The sequence below is a fragment of the Bacillus sp. MYb78 genome (assembly GCF_002975115.1).
Classification (GTDB): Bacteria; Bacillota; Bacilli; order Bacillales; family Bacillaceae_G; genus Bacillus_A; species Bacillus_A cereus.
In genome coordinates, this window is sequence record NZ_PCOB01000012.1 from 29,910 (window position 1) to 49,040 (window position 19,131).

Sequence of the window (19,131 nt, forward strand, 5' to 3'; positions counted from 1 at the left end):
TATGGAGCAATTAAAAAAGCAAGTTTGTGATTATATTGAGAGCCATGAAGAGGAAAGTGTGAAATTTTTAAAACGATTAATTCAAGAAAAGAGCGTATCTGGTGATGAAAGCGGTGCGCAGGCGATTGTGATTGAAAAATTACGTGAATTAGGTTTAGACCTCGATATATGGGAGCCTTCTTTTTCTAAAATGAAAGATCATCCTTATTTTGTATCACCCCGTACAAGTTTTTCAGATAGCCCAAATATTGTAGCAACTTTAAAAGGAAGTGGCGACGGGAAATCTATGATATTAAATGGGCATATTGATGTAGTTCCAGAAGGGGATGTGAATCAGTGGGAACATCATCCTTATAGCGGTGAGAAAATAGGAAATCGTATATATGGCCGTGGAACGACGGATATGAAAGGTGGAAATGTCGCACTCATGCTTGCAATGGAAGCGATTATTGAATCTAGCATTGAATTAAAAGGAGACATCTATTTTCAAAGTGTAATAGAAGAGGAAAGTGGCGGAGCAGGGACATTAGCAACTATATTACGAGGATATAAGGCAGATGGTGTCATTATTCCAGAGCCTACTAATATGAAGTTTTTCCCGAAACAACAAGGTTCCATGTGGTTTCGTTTACGTGTAAAAGGGAAAGCTGCACACGGTGGAACACGTTATGAAGGGGTTAGTGCAATTGAAAAAAGTATGTTTGTTATAGAACATGTAAGAAAGCTAGAGGAGAAAAGAAATAGTCGAATTACAGATCCGTTATTTAAAGGGATTCCGATTCCAATTCCAATTAACATTGGGAAAATTGAAGGAGGGAGTTGGCCAAGTTCTGTTCCAGATGAATTAATTTTAGAAGGAAGATGCGGTGTTGCGCCGAATGAGACTATAGAGGCGGCAAAAGAAGAGTTTGAGAATTGGATTGTTGAATTAAATGATGTGGACAATTGGTTTGTTGAAAATCCAGTAGAAGTAGAGTGGTTTGGAGCGAGATGGGTTCCTGGTGAATTAGAAGAGAATCATGAACTCATTACAACACTTCATCACAACTTTGTTGAAATCGAAGGGAACGAACCAATTATTGAAGCATCTCCGTGGGGGACTGATGGAGGTTTATTTACACAAATTGCAAACGTACCAACAATAGTATTTGGTCCAGGAGAGACGAAAGTAGCACACTATCCAAACGAATATATAGAAGTTGATAAAATGATAGCTGCCGCAAAAATTATTGCATGTACATTACTAGATTGGTGTGAGGTGAGAAAATGAAATACTATGAATCTTTTAGAGAACAGACGAATTGTTATACAGTAGAAGGCGTTTTAGATTATTTTAATAAGCGTATTCGGGTAGATCACTATACAGGAAATGTTGAAAGTATTATACAGACAATTGACGAACTAGCAGAGGAACATTCTTTCACTAAATGTATTATTAAAGGAAAGGGAGAGCATGTTTCAACATGGCTCTCTTTCGGTTTTTTGTTGGAAGCAACGATACCTCATTATTTTCAAGGACACGATGCATACTTTTTTGTGAAATATAATAATGATGAAAGACGAAATAGTATGCATTGGACTGAGGAAGATACTATATTAAGCGGTGTAAAAGGAAAAGAAATAAAAGAAAAAGTAGTTCCAGAGAAATTTTTGCTGAGAAAAGCGACTGAAGAAGATGCAGAAGAATTAGCAACTGTATTCGGAAAAGTATTTGAAGTGTATCCGACACCTTTAAATGAAGCGAGTTATGTATTACAGACGATGAAAGAAGACGATACAATTTACTACGTATATGAATATGAGGGGAAAATTATTAGTACAGCATCTGCAGAAATGAATATAAAAGAAGGGAATGCAGAATTAACGAATTGTGCTACTTTACCTGAATATCGTAAACATGGATTTATGAAAAGTTTACTAATTAAATTAGAGGAAGAGCTTCGAGAAAGATCTATTTTCTGCTCCTATACAATTGCTCGATCGCTTTCTTTCGGAATGAATGCTGCATTTCATCAATTAGGTTATACGTATACAGGAAGACTGGCGAATAATTGCTACATTTTCGATAAGTTGGAAGATATGAATATTTGGGTGAAAGATCTATCTAGCTATTCGAAAGCAGTAAAACTTCCGCCTCAAAATTCGGCTGTAAAGCAAAACAGTTAGGTGGAGCTGGGTGTTCGAAAAGCTGTACTAATTAGAGTTTCGAGTTATCTAATGAAAAAATAAAATTGGTCAAAATTATAGAACGGAATCGTCATGCTTACAATCGCACATAGGTGTGCCTAAAATTCGGCATGTAATTGCTGGATTTTCGGCAAGAGGGGGGATGACATTGCTAGCAGTTTCGACACAAGAAGTCATTGAAGCGATTTTGGGCAGTATTGATGAGGCTATACACGCTGTAGATGAGAATGGAATTACAATATTTTACAATTCTGTAGCTGCAAAACACGATGGATCGAAGATTGAAAAAGTGTTAGGGAAACATCTGTTAGAAGCGTTCCCGTCTTTATCAAGGGAAACGAGTACATTGATGAAAGTACTAGATACAAAAAAACCTATCGTACATCAAGCACAGCATTATCAAAATTTAAATGGTGAAGATGTTTGTACAGTAAATACGACGTTACCTATTTTTATAGATGGGAATATTGCTGGGGCTGTTGAAATTGCAAAGGATTACTCTACAATTCAAAAACTTACTGACACAATTGTTGACTTACAGTCGAAAATAAAGCGATCATCTAGAAAAAAAGTGATTAAAAAGCATGCTGCATTTGAGACGATAGTGACAAATGATACGCGGTTTAAACAGACGAAAGAGTTAGCACAAAAAGTAGCACCAACAGACGCAAATGTTTTAATATATGGTGAAACAGGAACAGGAAAAGAACTGTTCGTACAAGCAATTCATGAAGCTTCTAAAAGAAAAAACAAGCCATTTATTGCACAAAACTGTGCAGCTTTACCAGAGTCGCTATTAGAAAGTTTATTGTTTGGAACGACAAAAGGAAGCTATACAGGAGCGATTGAAAGAGCTGGGCTATTTGAACTTGTTGATGGTGGTACATTATTTTTAGATGAACTGAATTCAATGCCTCTTGATTTGCAGGCAAAAATGTTACGAGTGTTAGAAGATGGAGTCATTAGAAGAATTGGTGATAATAAGACGAGAAAAGTAGATGTTCGTGTTATTACCGCAATGAACCAGCCTCCAGAAATATGTTTACGAGAGAATAAAATTCGCACTGATTTATATTATCGCTTAAACGTATTTTCATTATATATCCCACCGCTTCGTGAAAGAACTGAGGATGTACTATTATTAGCATCTTATTTTTTGAAAGAATATAATAAAAGTTATAAAAAAGGTGTACTTCAAATTGATGAGGAAGCGAAAGATAGACTGCAAGCTTATCAGTGGCCTGGAAATGTCCGAGAGTTAAAACATACGATTGAACATGCTGTTATTATTGCAGAAGGGAATACATTAACAGCCAATTGTTTACCACGTACATTTCGGAAAGAGAATTTTTCGAAGAAGAAGGGTATAATGCCACTTAGAGAAGCACTTCATCAAACAGAAAAAGAATTAATAGATCAAGCGTTGATTGAAACGGAAGGGAATATATTACAAGCCGCAAAAATGTTAGGTATCCCTCGTCAAACGCTTCAATATAAACTGAGCAAGTACGACAAAACCGCCGAATAATCGGCGGTTTTTGTGTGTTTGCACGAATAAAAGAGCGTTTACATATATAAAAAGTAATGAATATGATGTTAAGTATTGATTTCATACAACGCTTAAAAATATTTTTTCGCTTATGTAATAGAATTCTCCGCACATTTACTTATCAACAATGTAAAGTTGGCATAACTATTGCTTATATAAAGGATGAGCGTATAAAAAGGGGGAATAGCAATGTTACATGATGTATACAAACCAAATCGTCACTGGAAGGATATCGAATTATGGAAAGATGTTACTGAAGAGCAATGGAATGATTGGGTTTGGCAATTAACGAATACGATCAAAACGTTAGATGACTTAAGAAAAGTAATTAACTTAACACCTGAAGAAGAAGAGGGCGTTAAAATTTCAACGAAAACGATCCCGTTAAACATTACACCGTACTATGCTTGGCTAATGAATCCTGATGATCCACGCTGTCCGATTCGGATGCAATCAGTACCGATTTCGGAAGAGTTATATAAAACAAAATATGATTTAGAAGATCCGCTTCACGAAGATGAAGATTCACCAGTTCCAGGGCTAACACATCGTTATCCGGACCGTGTACTATTCTTAGTAACAAATCAATGTTCTATGTATTGTCGTTACTGTACACGCCGTCGTTTTAGTGGACAAATTGGAATGGGTGTACCGAAGAAACAATTAGATGATGCGATTGCTTATATTAGTGAAACACCACAAGTACGAGATGTATTAATCTCCGGTGGTGATGGACTTCTAATTAACGATAAAATTTTAGAATATGTATTAAAAAATTTACGAGAGATTCCGCATGTTGAGATTATTCGTATCGGAACGAGAGCACCAGTAGTATTCCCACAACGTATTACAGAAAATTTATGTAACATTATTAAAAAATACCATCCAGTATGGTTAAATACACATTTCAATACATCTATTGAAATTACTGAAGAATCGAAAAAGGCATGTGAAATGTTAGCGAATGCTGGTGTTCCAGTCGGAAACCAAGCAGTAATTTTAGCTGGTATTAACGACAGCGTTCCAATTATGAAAAAACTTATGCATGACTTAGTAAAAATCCGTGTACGTCCATATTACATTTATCAATGTGATTTATCTGAAGGTATCGGTCACTTCCGTGCACCAGTATCTAAAGGTCTTGAAATTATTGAAGGTTTACGTGGACACACATCTGGTTATGCTGTTCCGACATTCGTTGTTGATGCGCCAGGTGGAGGCGGTAAAATTGCACTTCAACCAAACTATTTAATCTCACAAAGTGCAGATAAAGTTGTACTTCGTAACTTTGAAGGTGTTATTACGACGTATCCAGAGCCAGAGAGCTATATTCCAGGAAGAGCGGAAGGATACTTTAAAGAGATTTATCCGAACTACGAAGAAAAACGTTCAGATGTTGGTATCGCAGGTCTTATGAGCGATAAGAAATTTAACCTCGTTCCAGACGACTTACAGCGTATGAACCGTCGTAAAGACTATGAAGATAATGATACTCATGCATCTTTAAAAGATAAACGTGATAAACGTGATCAATTAAAAGATAAAAAATATCAAGCACAAATGGCTAAATTAGAAGAAAACGACAAAAAAACTGAGGGTGATGCAGTATGAATTGTATGTGGTGTGACAGTACAGAAGCGAAAGAAAGCTTGAATACTGTATATTGGGAATTACCAGATGGTACGAAAGCCATTGAAATCCAAAAGACACCATGTATTTCTTGTTCCTCGTGCGGGATGGACTATCAATCAGACCATACAGTAAAAGAAATTGAAGATCAATTATTTTTAATTTACACGAAAGATTTACCAAAACAACTAACGTATGAAGAATTAATGGGAAGACCGCGTCTATTAAAAAGAAATTATTTCGACTTTTAACCAGCTTTTATGCTGGTTTTTTTCTTTTTTGCCTTGTATAATGTACCCAAGTTAGAAAGGTAGGGAATATTTTTGAAAAAGACATTTTACCATTATATGATGAAGCATCGTGCAGCTTTATTTAGAAATGAAATTTCAGATTTAGCAGAGGCGATGTATGATGATTTAAGTTTTCCGAAGCAATCTGAAGACTATGATGAAATTAGTTCATACTTAGAGTTGAGCGGAATGCTAGAAAGTATGTCTATATTTGATGAAGCCTGGGATTTATACATACAAGATAGATAAAAACTATTTGAAAACATACAGAATACATTACTTTGTTTAAAGTGAAGTATTCTGTATGTTTTTTATTATGAAATTTGTTGATTTAAAGCTAGTCTATTACTAGATTTCTTTTGAGTGTAACGTAAATTTTATAAGATTATAATTTTTATTGAAAAAATTTATGAATATAAGCTTCTGTGATAAGCGTTTTTATGTAGGTTGCATATACTGATATCAAAATCACGACGTCAAAAAAAGGAGAGATAGAGATGGCAAGAAAAAAACAACCTAAATACAACGTAGGGGACATAGTCGTGATTACGCTATATGGAACCGTTGGGAAAATCACAAATATGAAGGTTTTAGATGGAGTTTATGTATACGAAGTCAATAATCACGATGGATTTTACGTAGAGCAAACATTGCAGCACGTTACAGAGCAAGATATGAAAAAGGGCGATACGGAGTGGATTGAATTAAATTATAATTTCACGTTTGGTGATCTTGTGCAAGTAACTGGATATGATAAAGATGTTTTCCGTATTGTTGGTTTTCGTACAGAAGTATGGAGATATAAGAATGACGCATGGGAAGATACAATTTATGAATTGTCACGGATTACGGATGGTGAATGGTTAGAAGCGGATGAGTCAGATTTAACGTTACTTGCGAATGCTCAAACGGCAAATGCAATTTTGAAGAAACTGAAACAAGATAAAGCAGGTATGAATAAATTAGATTTAGGTAAGTTAAAGTCAATTAACAACTCGAAAAAAGTGAGTGTTAAGACGAATCGTCAAGAAATCATTGATGGGTTACTTGATATTTATAACGATTATCAATTATTGTTCGATACATTTAAAGATGAAGAATATAAAATTGTAATGGATGTTGTTCATAATTATTTAGTTAAATTGACAGAGAAAAAATAGTTAACTAGAAAGAGAGAATAAATTGAACAACAACATATGCAGTATAAGGTATGCCTACAACTATTAAAAAAATAAAAAGCCACTTTATAAGAGAGTCTGCCCATTGATCTTCATGCATGAACTCTTCTTTTGTTTGTCCTACTTCATATTGATTTTCCATTATTGTTTCCCCCTTTGAATAGCTTGTACTACAATCGTATGCATCTCGTCCAAAGCTTATGACCTATAAAAAAATAAAATCTATTTTTCTAATCTCATATACATAATTTTGAGATTTTTTCATAAAACAGAAATAAAGGAGTGATGCTCATGAAGGAAATTGAAGTCGTGATTGATACGGAAGAGATTGCGGAGTTTTTTTATGAGCAACTAATTGAAAGAGGGTACGTCCCAAAACGAGAAGAAATTGAAGATCTCGCAGATATTACATTTGAGTATTTATTAGAGAAATGTATGATTGATGAAGTTTTTGATGAAGAGGATGAATGAAAGTAACGACGGGCATAACTCGTCGTTTTTTACTCTTTACAAACCTGTCACAAATATAGTCAATAATTATTGGTATAATGAAAAGGAAATTTTACTCAAGAGGTGAAGGAATGTTCAAAAAAATTATTGATTCTTTATTAGGAAAGAAAAAATATCGTTCGTATTCAAGTAGTGATTATCGTCGTAGAGGGCGCTCGTATTCAAGTAGCGATTATAAACGACGTTCATCTGGTTATGGACATCAACATTATAAAAGAAAACGTAAAAGCCGTAGCTTCTTTTCAAGTAGCTGATGAAATGGCGTCGTGTACTAGCTTTATTTGATAGACCACTGCGAAAAAATACAATTGTTGCAGAACGTTATAAAATTGAATCAGTAATTGGAATGGGCAGTTATGGGGTTACATATGTCGTTAATGATTTACAAATAAATAGATATAAAGTCTTAAAACAATTAAGACAAAGTAAACAAAGATATGAGTCTGGTAGAAAATCATTTGAACAAGAGAAAATGATTTTACAAACATTGAATCATCATGCAATTCCTAGTCTATATGATCATTTCATATGGGAGAAAAAGAGCTTCTTTGTAATGGAGTACATGCCTGGTAAAAATTTTGAAGATTATATTTTCATAGATGGGTATGTATATACAGAACGTGAAGTTTTTGAGATTTTATATAAAATATTAGAAATTGTATCGGTGTTTCATAGTGAAGGCATTATTCATCGAGATTTACGCATTCCAAACATACTAATGAAAGAAAATCAAATTAGTATTATTGATTTTGGATTGGCTAAATGGAAAGGTGAGGATGATGAGCGAGCTACAACTTACGAAGGTGAACAAGCTTTGATGCGAGAAGTTCACTTTCGTAGTGACTTTTATGCGCTCGGTCATTTCTCATTATTTTTATTATATGCAGGATATGAATCTAATGAAAAAAAGGAAAAACCATGGTACGAAGAATTAACTTTGGAAAATTATAATCGCGAAATGCTTATGCGAATGTTACAAATAAAAACGCCGTACTATGAGAATGTACAAGATTTAAAACAAGATGTAGCTTCTGCTTTAGAGAGGATGGAGACTCCATGTTTCAAAAGTTTTTAGCAAGCGTTGGTATTGGAAGTGCAAAGGTAGATACTGTTCTTGAAAAAGATGAGTATATTGTTGGGGAAGAAATAGTTGGAAAGGTTCATATAACTGGAGGTTCAGTTAGCCAACAAATTGAAAGCATTTACTTAACATTATCGACGTCGTATGTACGAGAAGTGGATGATAAAAAGGTAACAGCAACATATGATTTAGAGCGAGTACGCTTAACAGAACCTTTTTCTGTAGAACCGAATGAAAAAGTTGAAATTCCATTTTCTTTTCCAATGCCAATTGAAGCACCACTTACACTTGGTATGAAAACGGTTTGGATTCATACAGGTCTTGATATTAAACGTAGTATAGACCCAAGTGACCGCGACTACGTTCAAGTGTTACCCAATGCATTATTAAGTAGTGTTTTAAATAGTGTAAATGAATTAGGGTTTAAAGCACGTCATATAGAATGTGAAGAATTACCGCATCGATTACGTAAGCAAGTTCCATTCGCACAAGAATTTGAGTTTATTCCGGTTTCTGGAGAGCATTATGGGAAATTAGATGAATTAGAATTATTAATCTTGCCACGTGCATACGACCGACTAGAAATTATTATGGAAGTAGATAGAAAATCCCGTGGTTTAGCTGGATTATTCGCTGAGGCGCTTGATCTTGATGAGAAGGTGATTCGTTTTACCGTAACAAGAGAAGATATCCCTGAAATGAAGCAAAAAATTAATAATTATATTTTTTAATAAACTATGCATAAAAAAGAAATGGAGAGGAAAACTAAAACAACCGCTCCATTTTTTTGCATAGTGAGGTTATGTATGTGAAACGATATCGACATTTATACTTGCTAAGTTTTACGTTACTCATTTGTTTTGTCGTATTATCACTTTCGTATCATACCGCTTGTATTGAGAATTTTGACAATATAGTCGCACATTTTATTCAAAGCTTTCGAAACGATTATTTGACGACCTATTTTACTTGGGTGTCTTTTATCGGTTCCAAAAGAATATATTTTCCATTACTCATTATTCTTGTAATGTATTTTCTCGTTAGAAAAAAGTTGCTTAGTGCGTTACTTCTAACAATTAATTACTACGGATCTCGTTATTTAAACAGTATGCTTAAACTATGGTACGAACGAGCAAGACCTGATGTCACGCAGCTTGTTACTGCAACTGGATATAGTTTTCCGAGCGGTCATACGATGAATGCTACTGCTTTTTTAGGATTTATTGCATACGTCACAATTACTGAAGATCGTATTTCATTGCATAAAAAATTATTAATTATTCTTATAGCAAGCTTTGTTGTATTATCTATTTCAGTTAGCCGAATATATCTTGGCGTGCACTATCCATCTGACGTATTAGCAGGATGGGCAGCTGGCGGTAGCTGGCTCGTTTTATGTGTTATATTTCATAAAACGTTCATAAAAAAAGAACCTATGTCATAATAGGTTCTTTTTTCATTGGCTCAACATGAATGTGTGCATGGTAAATTCCGAACTTTTTGCGAAGCATAGCCTCGATATTGTCAGTAATACAGTGACTTTCTCCAACATCCATACGAGCATCTACCTCAATTGTAATATCAACGTACGTTTGATTCCCGTACATACGTGCTCGAATATCTACAATGTTTTCCACACCGCCAATATGTTCAATAGCATCAGCGTATTCCTCCATTTTATCAGGATCAATTCCATCTGTTAGCATATGAGAAGATTCTACGAAAATCTCCCATGCAGTTTTACAAATAATAAGACCAACAATTAAAGCGGCAATAGGGTCTAAAATAGGCATTTGGAACTGAGAACCGACAATACCTACTACAGTACCAATACTTACGAGTGCATCTGATAAATTATCCTTTGCAGCGGCTTCTAATGATTTACTTTTTGTTCGTGCTGCAATTTTTTTCGTATACAAATACACGCAGTACATAACGACAGCAGAAAATAGAGCAACCCATGCAGCGAGTACATTAGGTGCTGCTTGTTTCGGATTTAAGAAAGATTGAATGGCACTAATAACAACTTCTAATCCGACTGTTGCCATAATGAAGGACGCAACAAGTGATGCGATTTGTTCGGCCCGCGAATGCCCATACGGATGATCTGGGTCACGAGGTTTACGAGATATTTTTAGACCAATTAATATTGCTAAAGAAGCACCGATATCCGTTAAGTTATTTAAACCGTCAGCACGTAATGCACTAGAGAGGGTAATATAACTGATGATGATTTTCATAGAGGATAAAAATATGTAGGCCATAATGCTGACAATAGCACCTTTATCAGCTTCTTTATGAGAAAGAGTATCCATTGTAATCACTCACCTTTCTTTAAAGGAATTCTTTCTATAAATAGAGTATCAAACGAAAGTCGTGTGGGTCTATACAAACATTGTTGACGTTTTATAGCTTTTTAAGAAGGGGATAACAAAGTTTCGTGAAGGAAAAATATGTTGAAAAGTACAAAGTCAGGGTGTAAACCGAATTGGAGTTTATTTACTAAAGAGATAGGAGGGTAGATGGATGAAGAAACGAATACTTTTCTTACTATGTATTATTCTTATAATGACAAGGTGTAATTCATTAAACGATGAAAAACGTCAAAAGATAAGTATGAAAATAGATGAAAGCCCTCTGAAAAATATTTTCCAGAGGGCTTTTATTTTAGTATGCTTCTAAAAACTCAGTAACTTGCTCTTCAGTTTTTGCGTTAGCACTATGTAAGTGGCCTAACTTCTCACCATTTTGGTATACAAGTAAACTTGGAATACCCATTACTTGATATTCTTCAGCGATACTTGGAAACTCATCTTTATTAATAGAATACCATTCAAATTTATTGAACTCTTCCATTACATCTCCGATAAAGTTGTCCATACGTACGCAATCTGGGCACCATGTAGTAAAGAACTTAACAACTACAGGCTCCTCGCTTGCGATGATGTCTTTGAATTCTTGTTCTGTTTTAATTTCTTTCATAAGTAAAACTCCTTTCAATATCACACGAATTTATATGCAAAATTCGTATTTGCAAACATGTTGCAAACTTATTATTTGTTTTTTAGTTTTGTAGTTCGTTCACACTTATAAAATTGTATGTAACATGACTGCGCTACTAAGTGTGAAAATAACGAAACCTCACTTTTCTTTATAAGCTTTTTCCAGGATTGTGTCAAACTTTTGAATTTTATACAGAAATTAAAGAAGCCCACACTTTGATTGAGTATGGGCAGAGGGACTAAAATTAATCGCTTATTAATTTCGAATAGATATTTAAATCGATAAGCTTTCCAGCTGATTTTTCGCTCTTTCTCAGAGTACCTTACAAAAGTAAAGTTTAATTTTTCTAATACTTTTATGGAATTTACATTTGCAGGTTCAACTTTTGCTTCAACACGATTTAGTTTTAGATGTGTAAAAGCATAATCTAATAAAGAGGATATTGCTTCAGGTGCATATCCTTTACCCCAAAATGTTTTTGAAATATCATAGCCAATCTCAGTCTTTGAGTTTTCAAAATCTAAGGAATTATAGCCACATGAACCGATAATGTGATTAGATTCTTTTTCAATAATAGTAAAACGTATAGCTTTATTGTTTTGAGCGAGTTCGTTAAGGAATTGAATCATATCTTTTGCCTCGTTCTCATCAGTGAAATTACTTATATTCATGAATTTAGTGACATCAGGATCAGACCATATTTTAAACATACTTAGTGAATCAGATGCTTTCATTTTCCTTAAATATAATCTCTGTGAGTGTAGTTCTGTAATCAATACTTTTACCTCCGTTATGTTGTAATGATAGGTAGATTAAAAATATTGATATCTGCGCATAATTCAGTCCCTTCTAGATTAATTAACTTTTATTATACAAGAAAATTACTACATTGAACAAAGGCGTTAATTGGAGGTAACGAAATGACAAACTCATCAATTGAATATTGCGTTCAGTGTGATTAAGAAAGTGGTGTATAAAGATGGGACGAGATGAGAGTTACTTCCAAACTAAAAAAAGAGTAGATAATTTAAAAACATTTTACATTCATTTAACCATCTACTTACTAGTCAATCTGATGCTTTTTTTACTTTTTAAGTAGTGAATTAGCTATTTTTTATTTTAATTACAAAAATTGAATAAGGTTAGAAATTATATGGTTGTAATGGGAATTAAGGGATATGAATAAAAAAATTTATCCCGCATTAACGGGCAGTAAGATCCTCACCTCAAAATTCAGCGGAAGCAAAGAAGTTAGGTGGAGTCGGGCTGCCCGTAAAAGCCCGATTGGTGAGGGCTGATTAAAGTTTCACTTTATTAGGGATTTGCCTTAAACATTTATTACAGTCAAGAATATTTATAATAATATGAACTAAAAAAGGTCCAATTTTTGTAATGTTGGAGGGGATTATTGTGGACATAACTCAAAGCGTATCAAGAATAGTGGTTAATGGGAAAGACCTTTCTTTCACTTCAGTTCAAACCTCTGCATGGAATCATGGACCTGTAAATGATTTAATCGTTACGACGAATCAGAGAGTGAATGAGCTTTATCAATTCATGTGGTCACAAGTACCGGTTACGATTTCGGTATATTTCCTTCAAGGAGCGGATTTACTTAGGTTCGTTAGGGTTGCGGGAATTAATGAGCGTGTAACAGGAGAATATGTATATCATTTCATTTGGTAATAAGAAGGAGTCAAAGTAGTCTAGCAGCTACTTTTTTATTTTGTCATTTGAATATAAGCGAGCGGACTAGCTTTATAGTACCCACTGAAATAAAGAATCATAATATAATTTGTAATAACTTATACGGGAAGGGAGCTGAAAATCATGTTTTATTCATATTTTAATTCTGAAACTGGTATGCGACCAGCGTATGGTACATCTATAACGTATAGTGGAGCACAAAGTACAGTCCAAGCTATTCAACAAGCATTGCAAATGCAACAACAATTGCAAATGCAGCAGCAAGGTGTACAACCGTATTATTCTTCCATAGAGTATTTTTACCCAGTACATCATGTTACACCGTACGGAAGTTCTTTTCTTACTATTCCATATGGAACTGTATACAACTTATAACTAATAAGGAATGAAGTGGTGTATATAAATAAGGGTGCAGGTTAATAGCGCCCTTATGAATAATAAAAATAGCTAGTCCAAACCTTATAAATCAATCTTATATAATATGTAGTAATAAGTTTGAAAGGGGAATTAGTATGTCTTGTTATTACTACTGTAAGTATTGTAAGGAGTATAAAAAGAAGCATCATGATTGTTGTAAGAACACTAGTAAGTGCCATGATAACAAGGACAATCTTGTTAGAGCATCCGCATTTAGAGCTAGAAATACAGTAAATCAAAATGTTCCTGCTAATACTTTTGTGAAAGTGTTATTTCAAAATGAACAATTTGATTTAGCGAATGAGTATAATCCAGCAACATCTATTTTTATGCCGAAGACTAAAGGAGTATATTCTGTTATTGGAACGATTGGTTTCTTTCCAAATGATCCAACTTTAAATTATAGAGCGCGTGTAGAAATTCGTGTGAATGGAAACGCAGCGATAGCTATAGATAATGACTTTTTTGGTCCAATAAGTTTTGGAAATGTAGTAAGTGTTTCGACGATTGTTCAATTGAATGCAGGGGATGAAGTTGAGATTTATGCACAAAGTAGTATAGATGGAGTTTTAAGTCCTTTAGAAGATGGTGCACATTTTGAAGCAGCAAGATTTCCTTCTCCAATTAAATAAAACAGATCATTAAATATTTTTTAGTAGGTTTAGTTAATCCCCTTACCAAATGGTGGGGGATTATTATTGTTTTTCTAAAATATATAAGTAAATAGGTAAAGTATAGTTTAATTTTCAGAGGCTTCAACCTTCTTCAGGTATTGAACAAAATAATATGTAAATAAGTAACATGCTTCTGAAAACTCATTGTTAGTAAGTTTACTAGTTTTCTTATAGAACAAGAAAGACGGAATACATAAAAAATCGTATCATTACGTTTTTTTTACTATATAGAAATTACATATTGAACATAGATTTGTGTAGGCAATGCTAATACACTGAAAAGAATAACATAAAGGCGAGTACACTATATAAAAACAAAATCAATCCTAAGATGAGTAGTATTGGATGCAGCTTGAACATATTTGACCTCCTTGTGTATATAAAAAATTTTAATATATTGTTGGTCAATTTAGAAGGGGGACGGTTACATGAAAAAAGAGCATACATAAAAAGTACGCTCTAAAGAAAGATAGGTTTTATGAGTGGATAATCTCCATACGATAATATATGTTCTTTTAATAAAAACGTGTAAAAAATCAATGAATTATCAATGGAATATCATAAAATGTGTAATTTTAGTTTAGGAATGCATCTATTTTCTTTCTCAGTTATTTTAGGTAACAAATTTGTGAAAATCGTACATTATGCGGACTAACAACGGGATAGCGATCGTACTTCAGTCACATATTTCTTAAAGTCTGGATATTGCGTGATAGTTTGACATCTAGGGGTGCATAGTTGATTAATTATAGACACATTTGTAATTACTTCGTTACAAGGACCGAAAAATGTAACTTTTAGTTTTGAATTTGGTGGGATTTTGAACACGATAGGTTTTTTTTCCATGAAATCAGCTCCTAATATTGAGTATTATAAGTTAAAGGATGTAGAGTCGTATTAGTATAATATGAAACTTCAGTGGATTTGCTTATAATAAAGAATTTCATAGTAGTAAAATTGCTTAAAGATGTAAAGGGGAAATTGAGAATGCGAAATAAAACGTTTAATTAATATAATCAATAAATACGCAAATGGTTAATATAACTAATGCATTTTTTTATTTTCTACATATTATGTTAGTAAGAATTGTATAAGGAGGTAGTATAAAATAGTGGAAGAAAATGTACAAGCTCAGCTTTCGCCACCGTGGATCACATATTTTAATGAATTAAAAAATTCAATAGGTGCTGATCCAACTGTTACAGTTGGGCCGCTTATTCCTGTTGGTGGTAATTATATTATTTTAGTGCATGCGTTAAGTAATGAAAAAGCGAGAGCATTAGCAACGCTTTTAAAATCTTTTGTACAATTTGGGAATGTAAGTGTGACAGTTATTGTAACGAATAATGAGAATGAAATTGTAAATCCATTTCCTTGTCCACTAGATGCATTTGAAATAGCTCATTTATTTCAAGTAGCACTAGAAAATAATCCTTATTTTGAACAAGTTGTGGTACAGCCTCAGTTCCCTGGCGGACCGAATGTTGTCTTTCCGGTTTTCGCCGCGGAAGTCATTCAGTTTTTCAATGACGATATTTCTAACTTATGTCAAACGTTTACAGGTGTTGCTGCCAATGTATTTCGTGATGTAATGAATGATGAGGTTTGTGGTATCCCAATTCTATTTTCCACAAGTTGTGTTATGAGCAGTGAAAACTCACAATTACAAAATACAGATTTAGCACCAAAGTTGTTTTATTAAACTGTAAAAAGACATTTTCATTAATAGAAAATGTCTTTTTTATGCACCAATAGTGTGCAGATTGGACGATTGTAGGTTAGTAGGAATAATATTCAATTAATTAAAAGTTTTCTAAATCTCAAATTTCATGGAAAGATAGTAATTTTGACTTAAGAATGTATAGAAAATGAGGAATGATTTATATTAGCTGAAAGGGAATTGATATTAGAAGTTTTAATTTAATAATGTAGGGGATGTTTTCTAATATCCGTAAAAATGATTGATACCTGGATTGATAGGACGAGATTACATAACAAATGAATAGTAGGGTATATTTCAAATATGAGAATGTTTTATATGGTATATATGTTAAAGTTAATAGAAATATTTCTGAAAGAGAATATATTTTTTAAAACAGTAACGATTCTTTTTATTTATATTATAGATAGCTAGTTTTAGAGAGTTAAGGCTTACAATAAAACAAGCTATGAATAAGACATTAAAAAGGAGCTGGAATGTATGGGTTATATTGTAGATATTTCAAAATGGAATGGAACTATCAATTGGGATATTGCAGCATCTCAGCTAGATTTAGTGATTGCTAGAGTTCAAGATGGCTCTAATACGGTGGATTTTATGTATCAAAATTATGTTAGTGAAATGAAAAAGTATAGTATCCCATTCGGTAATTATGCTTTTTGCCGTTTTATATCTATTGCTGATGCAAAAAAAGAGGCACAAGATTTTTGGAATCGTGGTGATCAATCAGCTAAGTTTTGGGTGGTGGACGTAGAAGTTCAAACGATGGCAGATATGCAAGGCGGGACACAGGCATTTATTGATGAATTACGCCGTTTAGGTGCAGAAAAAGTAGGATTATATGTAGGGCATCACATGTATTTATCATTTGGAGCACGTAATATTGAAGCTGATTTCGTATGGATCCCTCGTTATGGAGGGAATAAGCCAGCATATCCATGTGATATTTGGCAATATACGGATTCAGGGAATGTTCCTGGGATTGGGAAATGTGATCTGAATCGATTAGTAGGAAATAAGTCACTTTCTTGGTTTATAGATTCGAACAAAGCAAATCAATCTAACATAGTGTATAAACAGCAACCGAATGGCATTGGTATTGCAGTTTCGAAATATCCTGATGGATACGGAATAAATTTATATGAGAATCCCATGAATCCTCAATTTACAGGTGCACTCACTCAGAAAATTCCATATTTAATCTTAACAGGTTATTGGGGAGGCGGTGAGCAAGATATGATTTGTTTAGGGAACGATAAGCAGTGGGCATATTTAAAACATTTTAAGGTGAAATGGTTTTATGCAACTTCGAAATATCCTGTCGGCTACAGAGTAAATTATTATGAAGAGCCTGAATGTATGAATTATAAAGGAAATATAGATGGATCGACATCTTTTCGAGTGTGGGGTAGAGTGGGAAATGCGGTAGATATCGGGCAGAATAGTTGGATACCTGAAGAACATGTAAGTATTAAGTAACTATAGCAGCCGTATTGTTTTTGAGGTGTATGTAAAGAGTCTTCTTACTATACATAATAGTAAGAAGACTCTTTATGTTTAAAAATGGAAATGCATGATACATAGTCAACTCATATGAAATGAATTACATGCAGAAAACACACTGTTTTCACAATGCCTGTGTATAGTTAATTTGCATAATGATAAAAGTGAGGTATTTGAATTGAAAAAGAAAAAAATATTTATTGGAACAATTATTTCATGCGTGATGCTAGCATTATCTGCATGTGGTTCTTCAGACAACGTAGTAACATCAAAAGTAGGAAATGTTACAGAGAAAGAATTAAGTAAAGAATTAAGACAACAATATGGAGAAAGTACTTTATATCAAATGATGTTAAGTAAGGCATTGTTAGATAAATATAAAGTTTCGGATGAGGAAGCAAAAAAGAAAGTAGAAGAAGCAAAAGATAAAATGGGTGAGAACTTTAAATCAACTTTAGAACAACTTGGATTGAAAAATGAAGATGAATTAAAAGAAAAAATGAAGCCAGAAATTGCATTTGAGAAAGCGATTAAAGCAACAGTCACAGAAAAAGATGTGAAAGATAACTATAAACCAGAAATGAAAGTAAGTCACATTTTAGTGAAAGATGAAAAGACAGCTAAAGAAGTAAAGGAGAAAGTAAATAATGGTGAAGATTTTGCTGCCTTAGCAAAACAGTATTCAGAAGATACTGGTTCAAAGGAACAGGGCGGGGAAATATCTGGTTTTGCTCCTGGACAAACAGTGAAAGAATTTGAGGAAGCTGCGTATAAATTAGATGCAGGCCAAGTAAGTGATCCAGTTAAAACAACTTACGGTTACCATATTATTAAAGTGACGGATAAAAAAGAATTGAAGCCATTTGATGAAGTAAAGGAAAAAATTCGTAAAGATTTAGAACAACAAAGACTACAAGATACGACAGGTAAATGGAAACAACAAGTAGTCAATGATTTATTGAAAGATGCTGATATTAAAGTGAATAATAAAGAATTTAAAGATACATTTAAATTTCTAGAAAAGAAATAATGATTGTAATCATAATTAGAAAAGGGAACTCATATAGAGTTCCCTTTTCTAATTAGTGTGTGAGTTATAAATAGATAGTAAGACAATACAATATTACATTTAAATATTAAGAATTACAATGGAAAATAATGGATGATAGTTAAAGGTGCTATAACTATTTCAACGAAAGTGGATATTATACGATTTTCATTATGCAAGTTTGTTACATATATTTATTCTTTAATAATGGATATCGAACATAATTTAAAAAATAATACATATAATGTTTTTGAATAAATATTTAATATGGATAATTAGTAAAAAGCTGAGCATTCGAATGGAAAGGATGTTCTTTTTGGTGTGAAAATTTTAGGATAAATAATGAATCGTATTAAACGCGTCATTTACCACATCAATAAATTAAGGTGGGGAGAATATATGAAAGTAATCTTTCAAGGAGAGGGCGGCGCGAAAATTTTTGAGTCATATGATGAAAATGTAAGTGATTTATTAGCTATATTAAAAGAAACGAAGGGGATTAAAATCGGAATTGTTGAGTATAAAGTGTTAAAGTACGAACTTAATTATTTTCGTCATCCGAAAAAAGCGGATACAGAGAGAGAGTTACATATAATAGTACAACCTAAGTATATGTAATGAAATATAATAATAAA

The 19,131-nt window shown here is 33.3% G+C and carries 23 protein-coding genes and 2 pseudogenes; 20 read left to right on the forward strand and 5 right to left on the reverse strand.

Features of this window, described 5'->3' with window-relative positions; translation table 11 throughout:
* The first annotated feature begins 1 nt into the window (after nt 1).
* The 7 genes from CQ064_RS20845 (at nt 2) to CQ064_RS20875 (ending at nt 6,815) form a co-directional block, all read left to right on the forward strand.
* Nucleotides 2–1,270: a peptidase gene (locus CQ064_RS20845; protein WP_000436692.1), complete on the forward strand. Its 1,269-nt coding sequence runs from the start codon at nt 2–4 to the stop codon at nt 1,268–1,270.
* Entirely contained in the window at nt 1,267–2,166 is a 900-nt protein-coding gene (gene ablB / locus CQ064_RS20850) for a putative beta-lysine N-acetyltransferase (protein WP_000878589.1), read from the forward strand. Before CQ064_RS20845 ends, ablB begins: the two co-directional genes overlap by 4 nt.
* A 163-nt stretch (nt 2,167–2,329) precedes the next feature.
* Entirely contained in the window at nt 2,330–3,715 is a 1,386-nt protein-coding gene (gene rocR, locus CQ064_RS20855; RefSeq protein WP_023521852.1) for an arginine utilization transcriptional regulator RocR, read from the forward strand.
* A gap of 210 nt (nt 3,716–3,925) precedes the next feature.
* Nucleotides 3,926–5,347, forward strand: coding sequence for a lysine 2,3-aminomutase (gene kamA / locus CQ064_RS20860; protein ID WP_000902145.1), 1,422 nt, complete (start codon nt 3,926–3,928; stop codon nt 5,345–5,347).
* Nucleotides 5,344–5,616, forward strand: a complete 273-nt coding sequence (locus tag CQ064_RS20865; RefSeq protein WP_000995766.1) for a YokU family protein — start codon at nt 5,344–5,346, stop codon at nt 5,614–5,616. Before kamA ends, CQ064_RS20865 begins: the two co-directional genes overlap by 4 nt.
* 72 nt (nt 5,617–5,688) lie before the next feature.
* Entirely contained in the window at nt 5,689–5,904 is a 216-nt protein-coding gene (locus CQ064_RS20870) for a YozE family protein (protein WP_000750717.1), read from the forward strand.
* A 248-nt stretch (nt 5,905–6,152) separates the two neighbouring features.
* Nucleotides 6,153–6,815 carry a hypothetical protein gene (locus CQ064_RS20875; RefSeq protein ID WP_000101498.1) on the forward strand — a complete coding sequence of 221 codons (663 nt, stop codon included), beginning with the start codon at nt 6,153–6,155 and terminating at the stop codon, nt 6,813–6,815.
* Between the two features lie 4 nt (nt 6,816–6,819).
* On the opposite strand, the gene CQ064_RS20880 is transcribed toward CQ064_RS20875, so the two are convergent.
* On the reverse strand, nt 6,820–6,975 hold the full coding sequence (locus CQ064_RS20880) for a DUF3930 family protein (RefSeq protein ID WP_000431486.1): 156 nt from the start codon (nt 6,973–6,975) through the stop codon (nt 6,820–6,822).
* Nucleotides 6,976–7,124: 149 nt separating this feature from the next.
* Here CQ064_RS20880 and CQ064_RS20885 point away from each other — a divergent pair, with 149 nt between their 5' ends.
* From CQ064_RS20885 to CQ064_RS20905, 5 genes are all read left to right on the forward strand, one after another.
* A complete protein-coding gene (locus CQ064_RS20885) occupies nt 7,125–7,304 on the forward strand; it encodes a YozD family protein (protein WP_000658451.1) in 180 nt (59 codons plus the stop codon).
* A gap of 110 nt (nt 7,305–7,414) precedes the next feature.
* Nucleotides 7,415–7,597: a hypothetical protein gene (locus CQ064_RS20890; protein WP_000473371.1), complete on the forward strand. Its 183-nt coding sequence runs from the start codon at nt 7,415–7,417 to the stop codon at nt 7,595–7,597.
* A complete protein-coding gene (locus tag CQ064_RS20895) occupies nt 7,597–8,418 on the forward strand; it encodes a serine/threonine protein kinase (RefSeq protein WP_000872060.1) in 822 nt (273 codons plus the stop codon). Before CQ064_RS20890 ends, CQ064_RS20895 begins: the two co-directional genes overlap by 1 nt.
* Nucleotides 8,400–9,155: a sporulation protein gene (locus CQ064_RS20900; protein ID WP_000486630.1), complete on the forward strand. Its 756-nt coding sequence runs from the start codon at nt 8,400–8,402 to the stop codon at nt 9,153–9,155. Before CQ064_RS20895 ends, CQ064_RS20900 begins: the two co-directional genes overlap by 19 nt.
* A gap of 77 nt (nt 9,156–9,232) precedes the next feature.
* Nucleotides 9,233–9,868 (forward strand): phosphatase PAP2 family protein, encoded by a 636-nt coding sequence (locus CQ064_RS20905; protein ID WP_000833369.1) that lies wholly within the window; start codon nt 9,233–9,235, stop codon nt 9,866–9,868.
* On the opposite strand, the gene CQ064_RS20910 is transcribed toward CQ064_RS20905, so the two are convergent.
* From CQ064_RS20910 to CQ064_RS20920, 3 genes and pseudogenes are all read right to left on the reverse strand, one after another.
* Nucleotides 9,858–10,739, reverse strand: a complete 882-nt coding sequence (locus CQ064_RS20910; protein WP_000380385.1) for a cation diffusion facilitator family transporter — start codon at nt 10,737–10,739, stop codon at nt 9,858–9,860. The two genes, CQ064_RS20905 and CQ064_RS20910, sit on opposite strands and share 11 nt — an antisense overlap.
* A gap of 352 nt (nt 10,740–11,091) precedes the next feature.
* Nucleotides 11,092–11,406 carry a thioredoxin family protein gene (locus CQ064_RS20915; RefSeq protein ID WP_000658787.1) on the reverse strand — a complete coding sequence of 105 codons (315 nt, stop codon included), beginning with the start codon at nt 11,404–11,406 and terminating at the stop codon, nt 11,092–11,094.
* A 265-nt stretch (nt 11,407–11,671) separates the two neighbouring features.
* Nucleotides 11,672–12,203, reverse strand: a pseudogene (locus tag CQ064_RS20920) (GNAT family N-acetyltransferase).
* A 203-nt stretch (nt 12,204–12,406) separates the two neighbouring features.
* Here CQ064_RS20920 and CQ064_RS20925 point away from each other — a divergent pair.
* The 4 genes and pseudogenes from CQ064_RS20925 to CQ064_RS20940 all read left to right on the forward strand — a co-directional run.
* Nucleotides 12,407–12,517 (forward strand): annotated as a pseudogene (locus tag CQ064_RS20925) (2TM domain-containing protein); the annotation flags it as partial.
* A 320-nt stretch (nt 12,518–12,837) separates the two neighbouring features.
* The gene (locus CQ064_RS20930) at nt 12,838–13,113 is read left to right on the forward strand and encodes a hypothetical protein (protein WP_000355695.1); all 276 of its coding nucleotides are present in this window, start codon (nt 12,838–12,840) and stop codon (nt 13,111–13,113) included.
* A gap of 144 nt (nt 13,114–13,257) precedes the next feature.
* Entirely contained in the window at nt 13,258–13,509 is a 252-nt protein-coding gene (locus CQ064_RS20935; protein WP_000500094.1) for a DUF3947 family protein, read from the forward strand.
* A gap of 137 nt (nt 13,510–13,646) precedes the next feature.
* On the forward strand, nt 13,647–14,183 hold the full coding sequence (locus CQ064_RS20940) for a C1q-like domain-containing protein (protein WP_001278089.1): 537 nt from the start codon (nt 13,647–13,649) through the stop codon (nt 14,181–14,183).
* A 693-nt stretch (nt 14,184–14,876) separates the two neighbouring features.
* Here CQ064_RS20940 and CQ064_RS20950 read toward each other — a convergent pair.
* The gene (locus tag CQ064_RS20950; protein ID WP_000412560.1) at nt 14,877–15,071 is read right to left on the reverse strand and encodes a hypothetical protein; all 195 of its coding nucleotides are present in this window, start codon (nt 15,069–15,071) and stop codon (nt 14,877–14,879) included.
* A gap of 265 nt (nt 15,072–15,336) precedes the next feature.
* Here CQ064_RS20950 and CQ064_RS20955 point away from each other — a divergent pair, with 265 nt between their 5' ends.
* The 4 genes from CQ064_RS20955 to CQ064_RS20970 all read left to right on the forward strand — a co-directional run bounded on the left by CQ064_RS20955 (nt 15,337) and on the right by CQ064_RS20970 (nt 19,114).
* Nucleotides 15,337–15,927, forward strand: coding sequence for a hypothetical protein (locus CQ064_RS20955; RefSeq protein WP_000392281.1), 591 nt, complete (start codon nt 15,337–15,339; stop codon nt 15,925–15,927).
* Between the two features lie 498 nt (nt 15,928–16,425).
* Nucleotides 16,426–17,424, forward strand: a complete 999-nt coding sequence (locus tag CQ064_RS20960; RefSeq protein WP_000540672.1) for a glycoside hydrolase family 25 protein — start codon at nt 16,426–16,428, stop codon at nt 17,422–17,424.
* 202 nt (nt 17,425–17,626) lie between these two features.
* The gene (locus CQ064_RS20965) at nt 17,627–18,478 is read left to right on the forward strand and encodes a peptidylprolyl isomerase PrsA (RefSeq protein ID WP_000727352.1); all 852 of its coding nucleotides are present in this window, start codon (nt 17,627–17,629) and stop codon (nt 18,476–18,478) included.
* Between the two features lie 417 nt (nt 18,479–18,895).
* On the forward strand, nt 18,896–19,114 hold the full coding sequence (locus CQ064_RS20970) for a hypothetical protein (RefSeq protein WP_000864277.1): 219 nt from the start codon (nt 18,896–18,898) through the stop codon (nt 19,112–19,114).
* The last annotated feature ends 17 nt before the right edge of the window (nt 19,115–19,131 follow it).

Excerpts from the sequence above, each read along its gene's own strand:
- CQ064_RS20845 (WP_000436692.1), top strand. The coding sequence starts at position 2 with ATGGAGCAATTAAAAAAGCAAGTTTGTGATTATATTGAGAGCCATGAA.
- ablB (WP_000878589.1), top strand. The coding sequence starts at position 1,267 with ATGAAATACTATGAATCTTTTAGAGAACAGACGAATTGTTATACAGTA.
- rocR (WP_023521852.1), top strand. The coding sequence starts at position 2,330 with ATGACATTGCTAGCAGTTTCGACACAAGAAGTCATTGAAGCGATTTTG.
- kamA (WP_000902145.1), top strand. The coding sequence starts at position 3,926 with ATGTTACATGATGTATACAAACCAAATCGTCACTGGAAGGATATCGAA.
- CQ064_RS20865 (WP_000995766.1), top strand. The coding sequence starts at position 5,344 with ATGAATTGTATGTGGTGTGACAGTACAGAAGCGAAAGAAAGCTTGAAT.
- CQ064_RS20875 (WP_000101498.1), top strand. The coding sequence starts at position 6,153 with ATGGCAAGAAAAAAACAACCTAAATACAACGTAGGGGACATAGTCGTG.
- CQ064_RS20880 (WP_000431486.1), bottom strand. The coding sequence starts at position 6,975 with ATGGAAAATCAATATGAAGTAGGACAAACAAAAGAAGAGTTCATGCAT.
- CQ064_RS20885 (WP_000658451.1), top strand. The coding sequence starts at position 7,125 with ATGAAGGAAATTGAAGTCGTGATTGATACGGAAGAGATTGCGGAGTTT.
- CQ064_RS20890 (WP_000473371.1), top strand. The coding sequence starts at position 7,415 with ATGTTCAAAAAAATTATTGATTCTTTATTAGGAAAGAAAAAATATCGT.
- CQ064_RS20895 (WP_000872060.1), top strand. The coding sequence starts at position 7,597 with ATGAAATGGCGTCGTGTACTAGCTTTATTTGATAGACCACTGCGAAAA.
- CQ064_RS20900 (WP_000486630.1), top strand. The coding sequence starts at position 8,400 with ATGTTTCAAAAGTTTTTAGCAAGCGTTGGTATTGGAAGTGCAAAGGTA.
- CQ064_RS20910 (WP_000380385.1), bottom strand. The coding sequence starts at position 10,739 with ATGGATACTCTTTCTCATAAAGAAGCTGATAAAGGTGCTATTGTCAGC.
- CQ064_RS20915 (WP_000658787.1), bottom strand. The coding sequence starts at position 11,406 with ATGAAAGAAATTAAAACAGAACAAGAATTCAAAGACATCATCGCAAGC.
- CQ064_RS20935 (WP_000500094.1), top strand. The coding sequence starts at position 13,258 with ATGTTTTATTCATATTTTAATTCTGAAACTGGTATGCGACCAGCGTAT.
- CQ064_RS20940 (WP_001278089.1), top strand. The coding sequence starts at position 13,647 with ATGTCTTGTTATTACTACTGTAAGTATTGTAAGGAGTATAAAAAGAAG.
- CQ064_RS20950 (WP_000412560.1), bottom strand. The coding sequence starts at position 15,071 with ATGGAAAAAAAACCTATCGTGTTCAAAATCCCACCAAATTCAAAACTA.
- CQ064_RS20960 (WP_000540672.1), top strand. The coding sequence starts at position 16,426 with ATGGGTTATATTGTAGATATTTCAAAATGGAATGGAACTATCAATTGG.
- CQ064_RS20970 (WP_000864277.1), top strand. The coding sequence starts at position 18,896 with ATGAAAGTAATCTTTCAAGGAGAGGGCGGCGCGAAAATTTTTGAGTCA.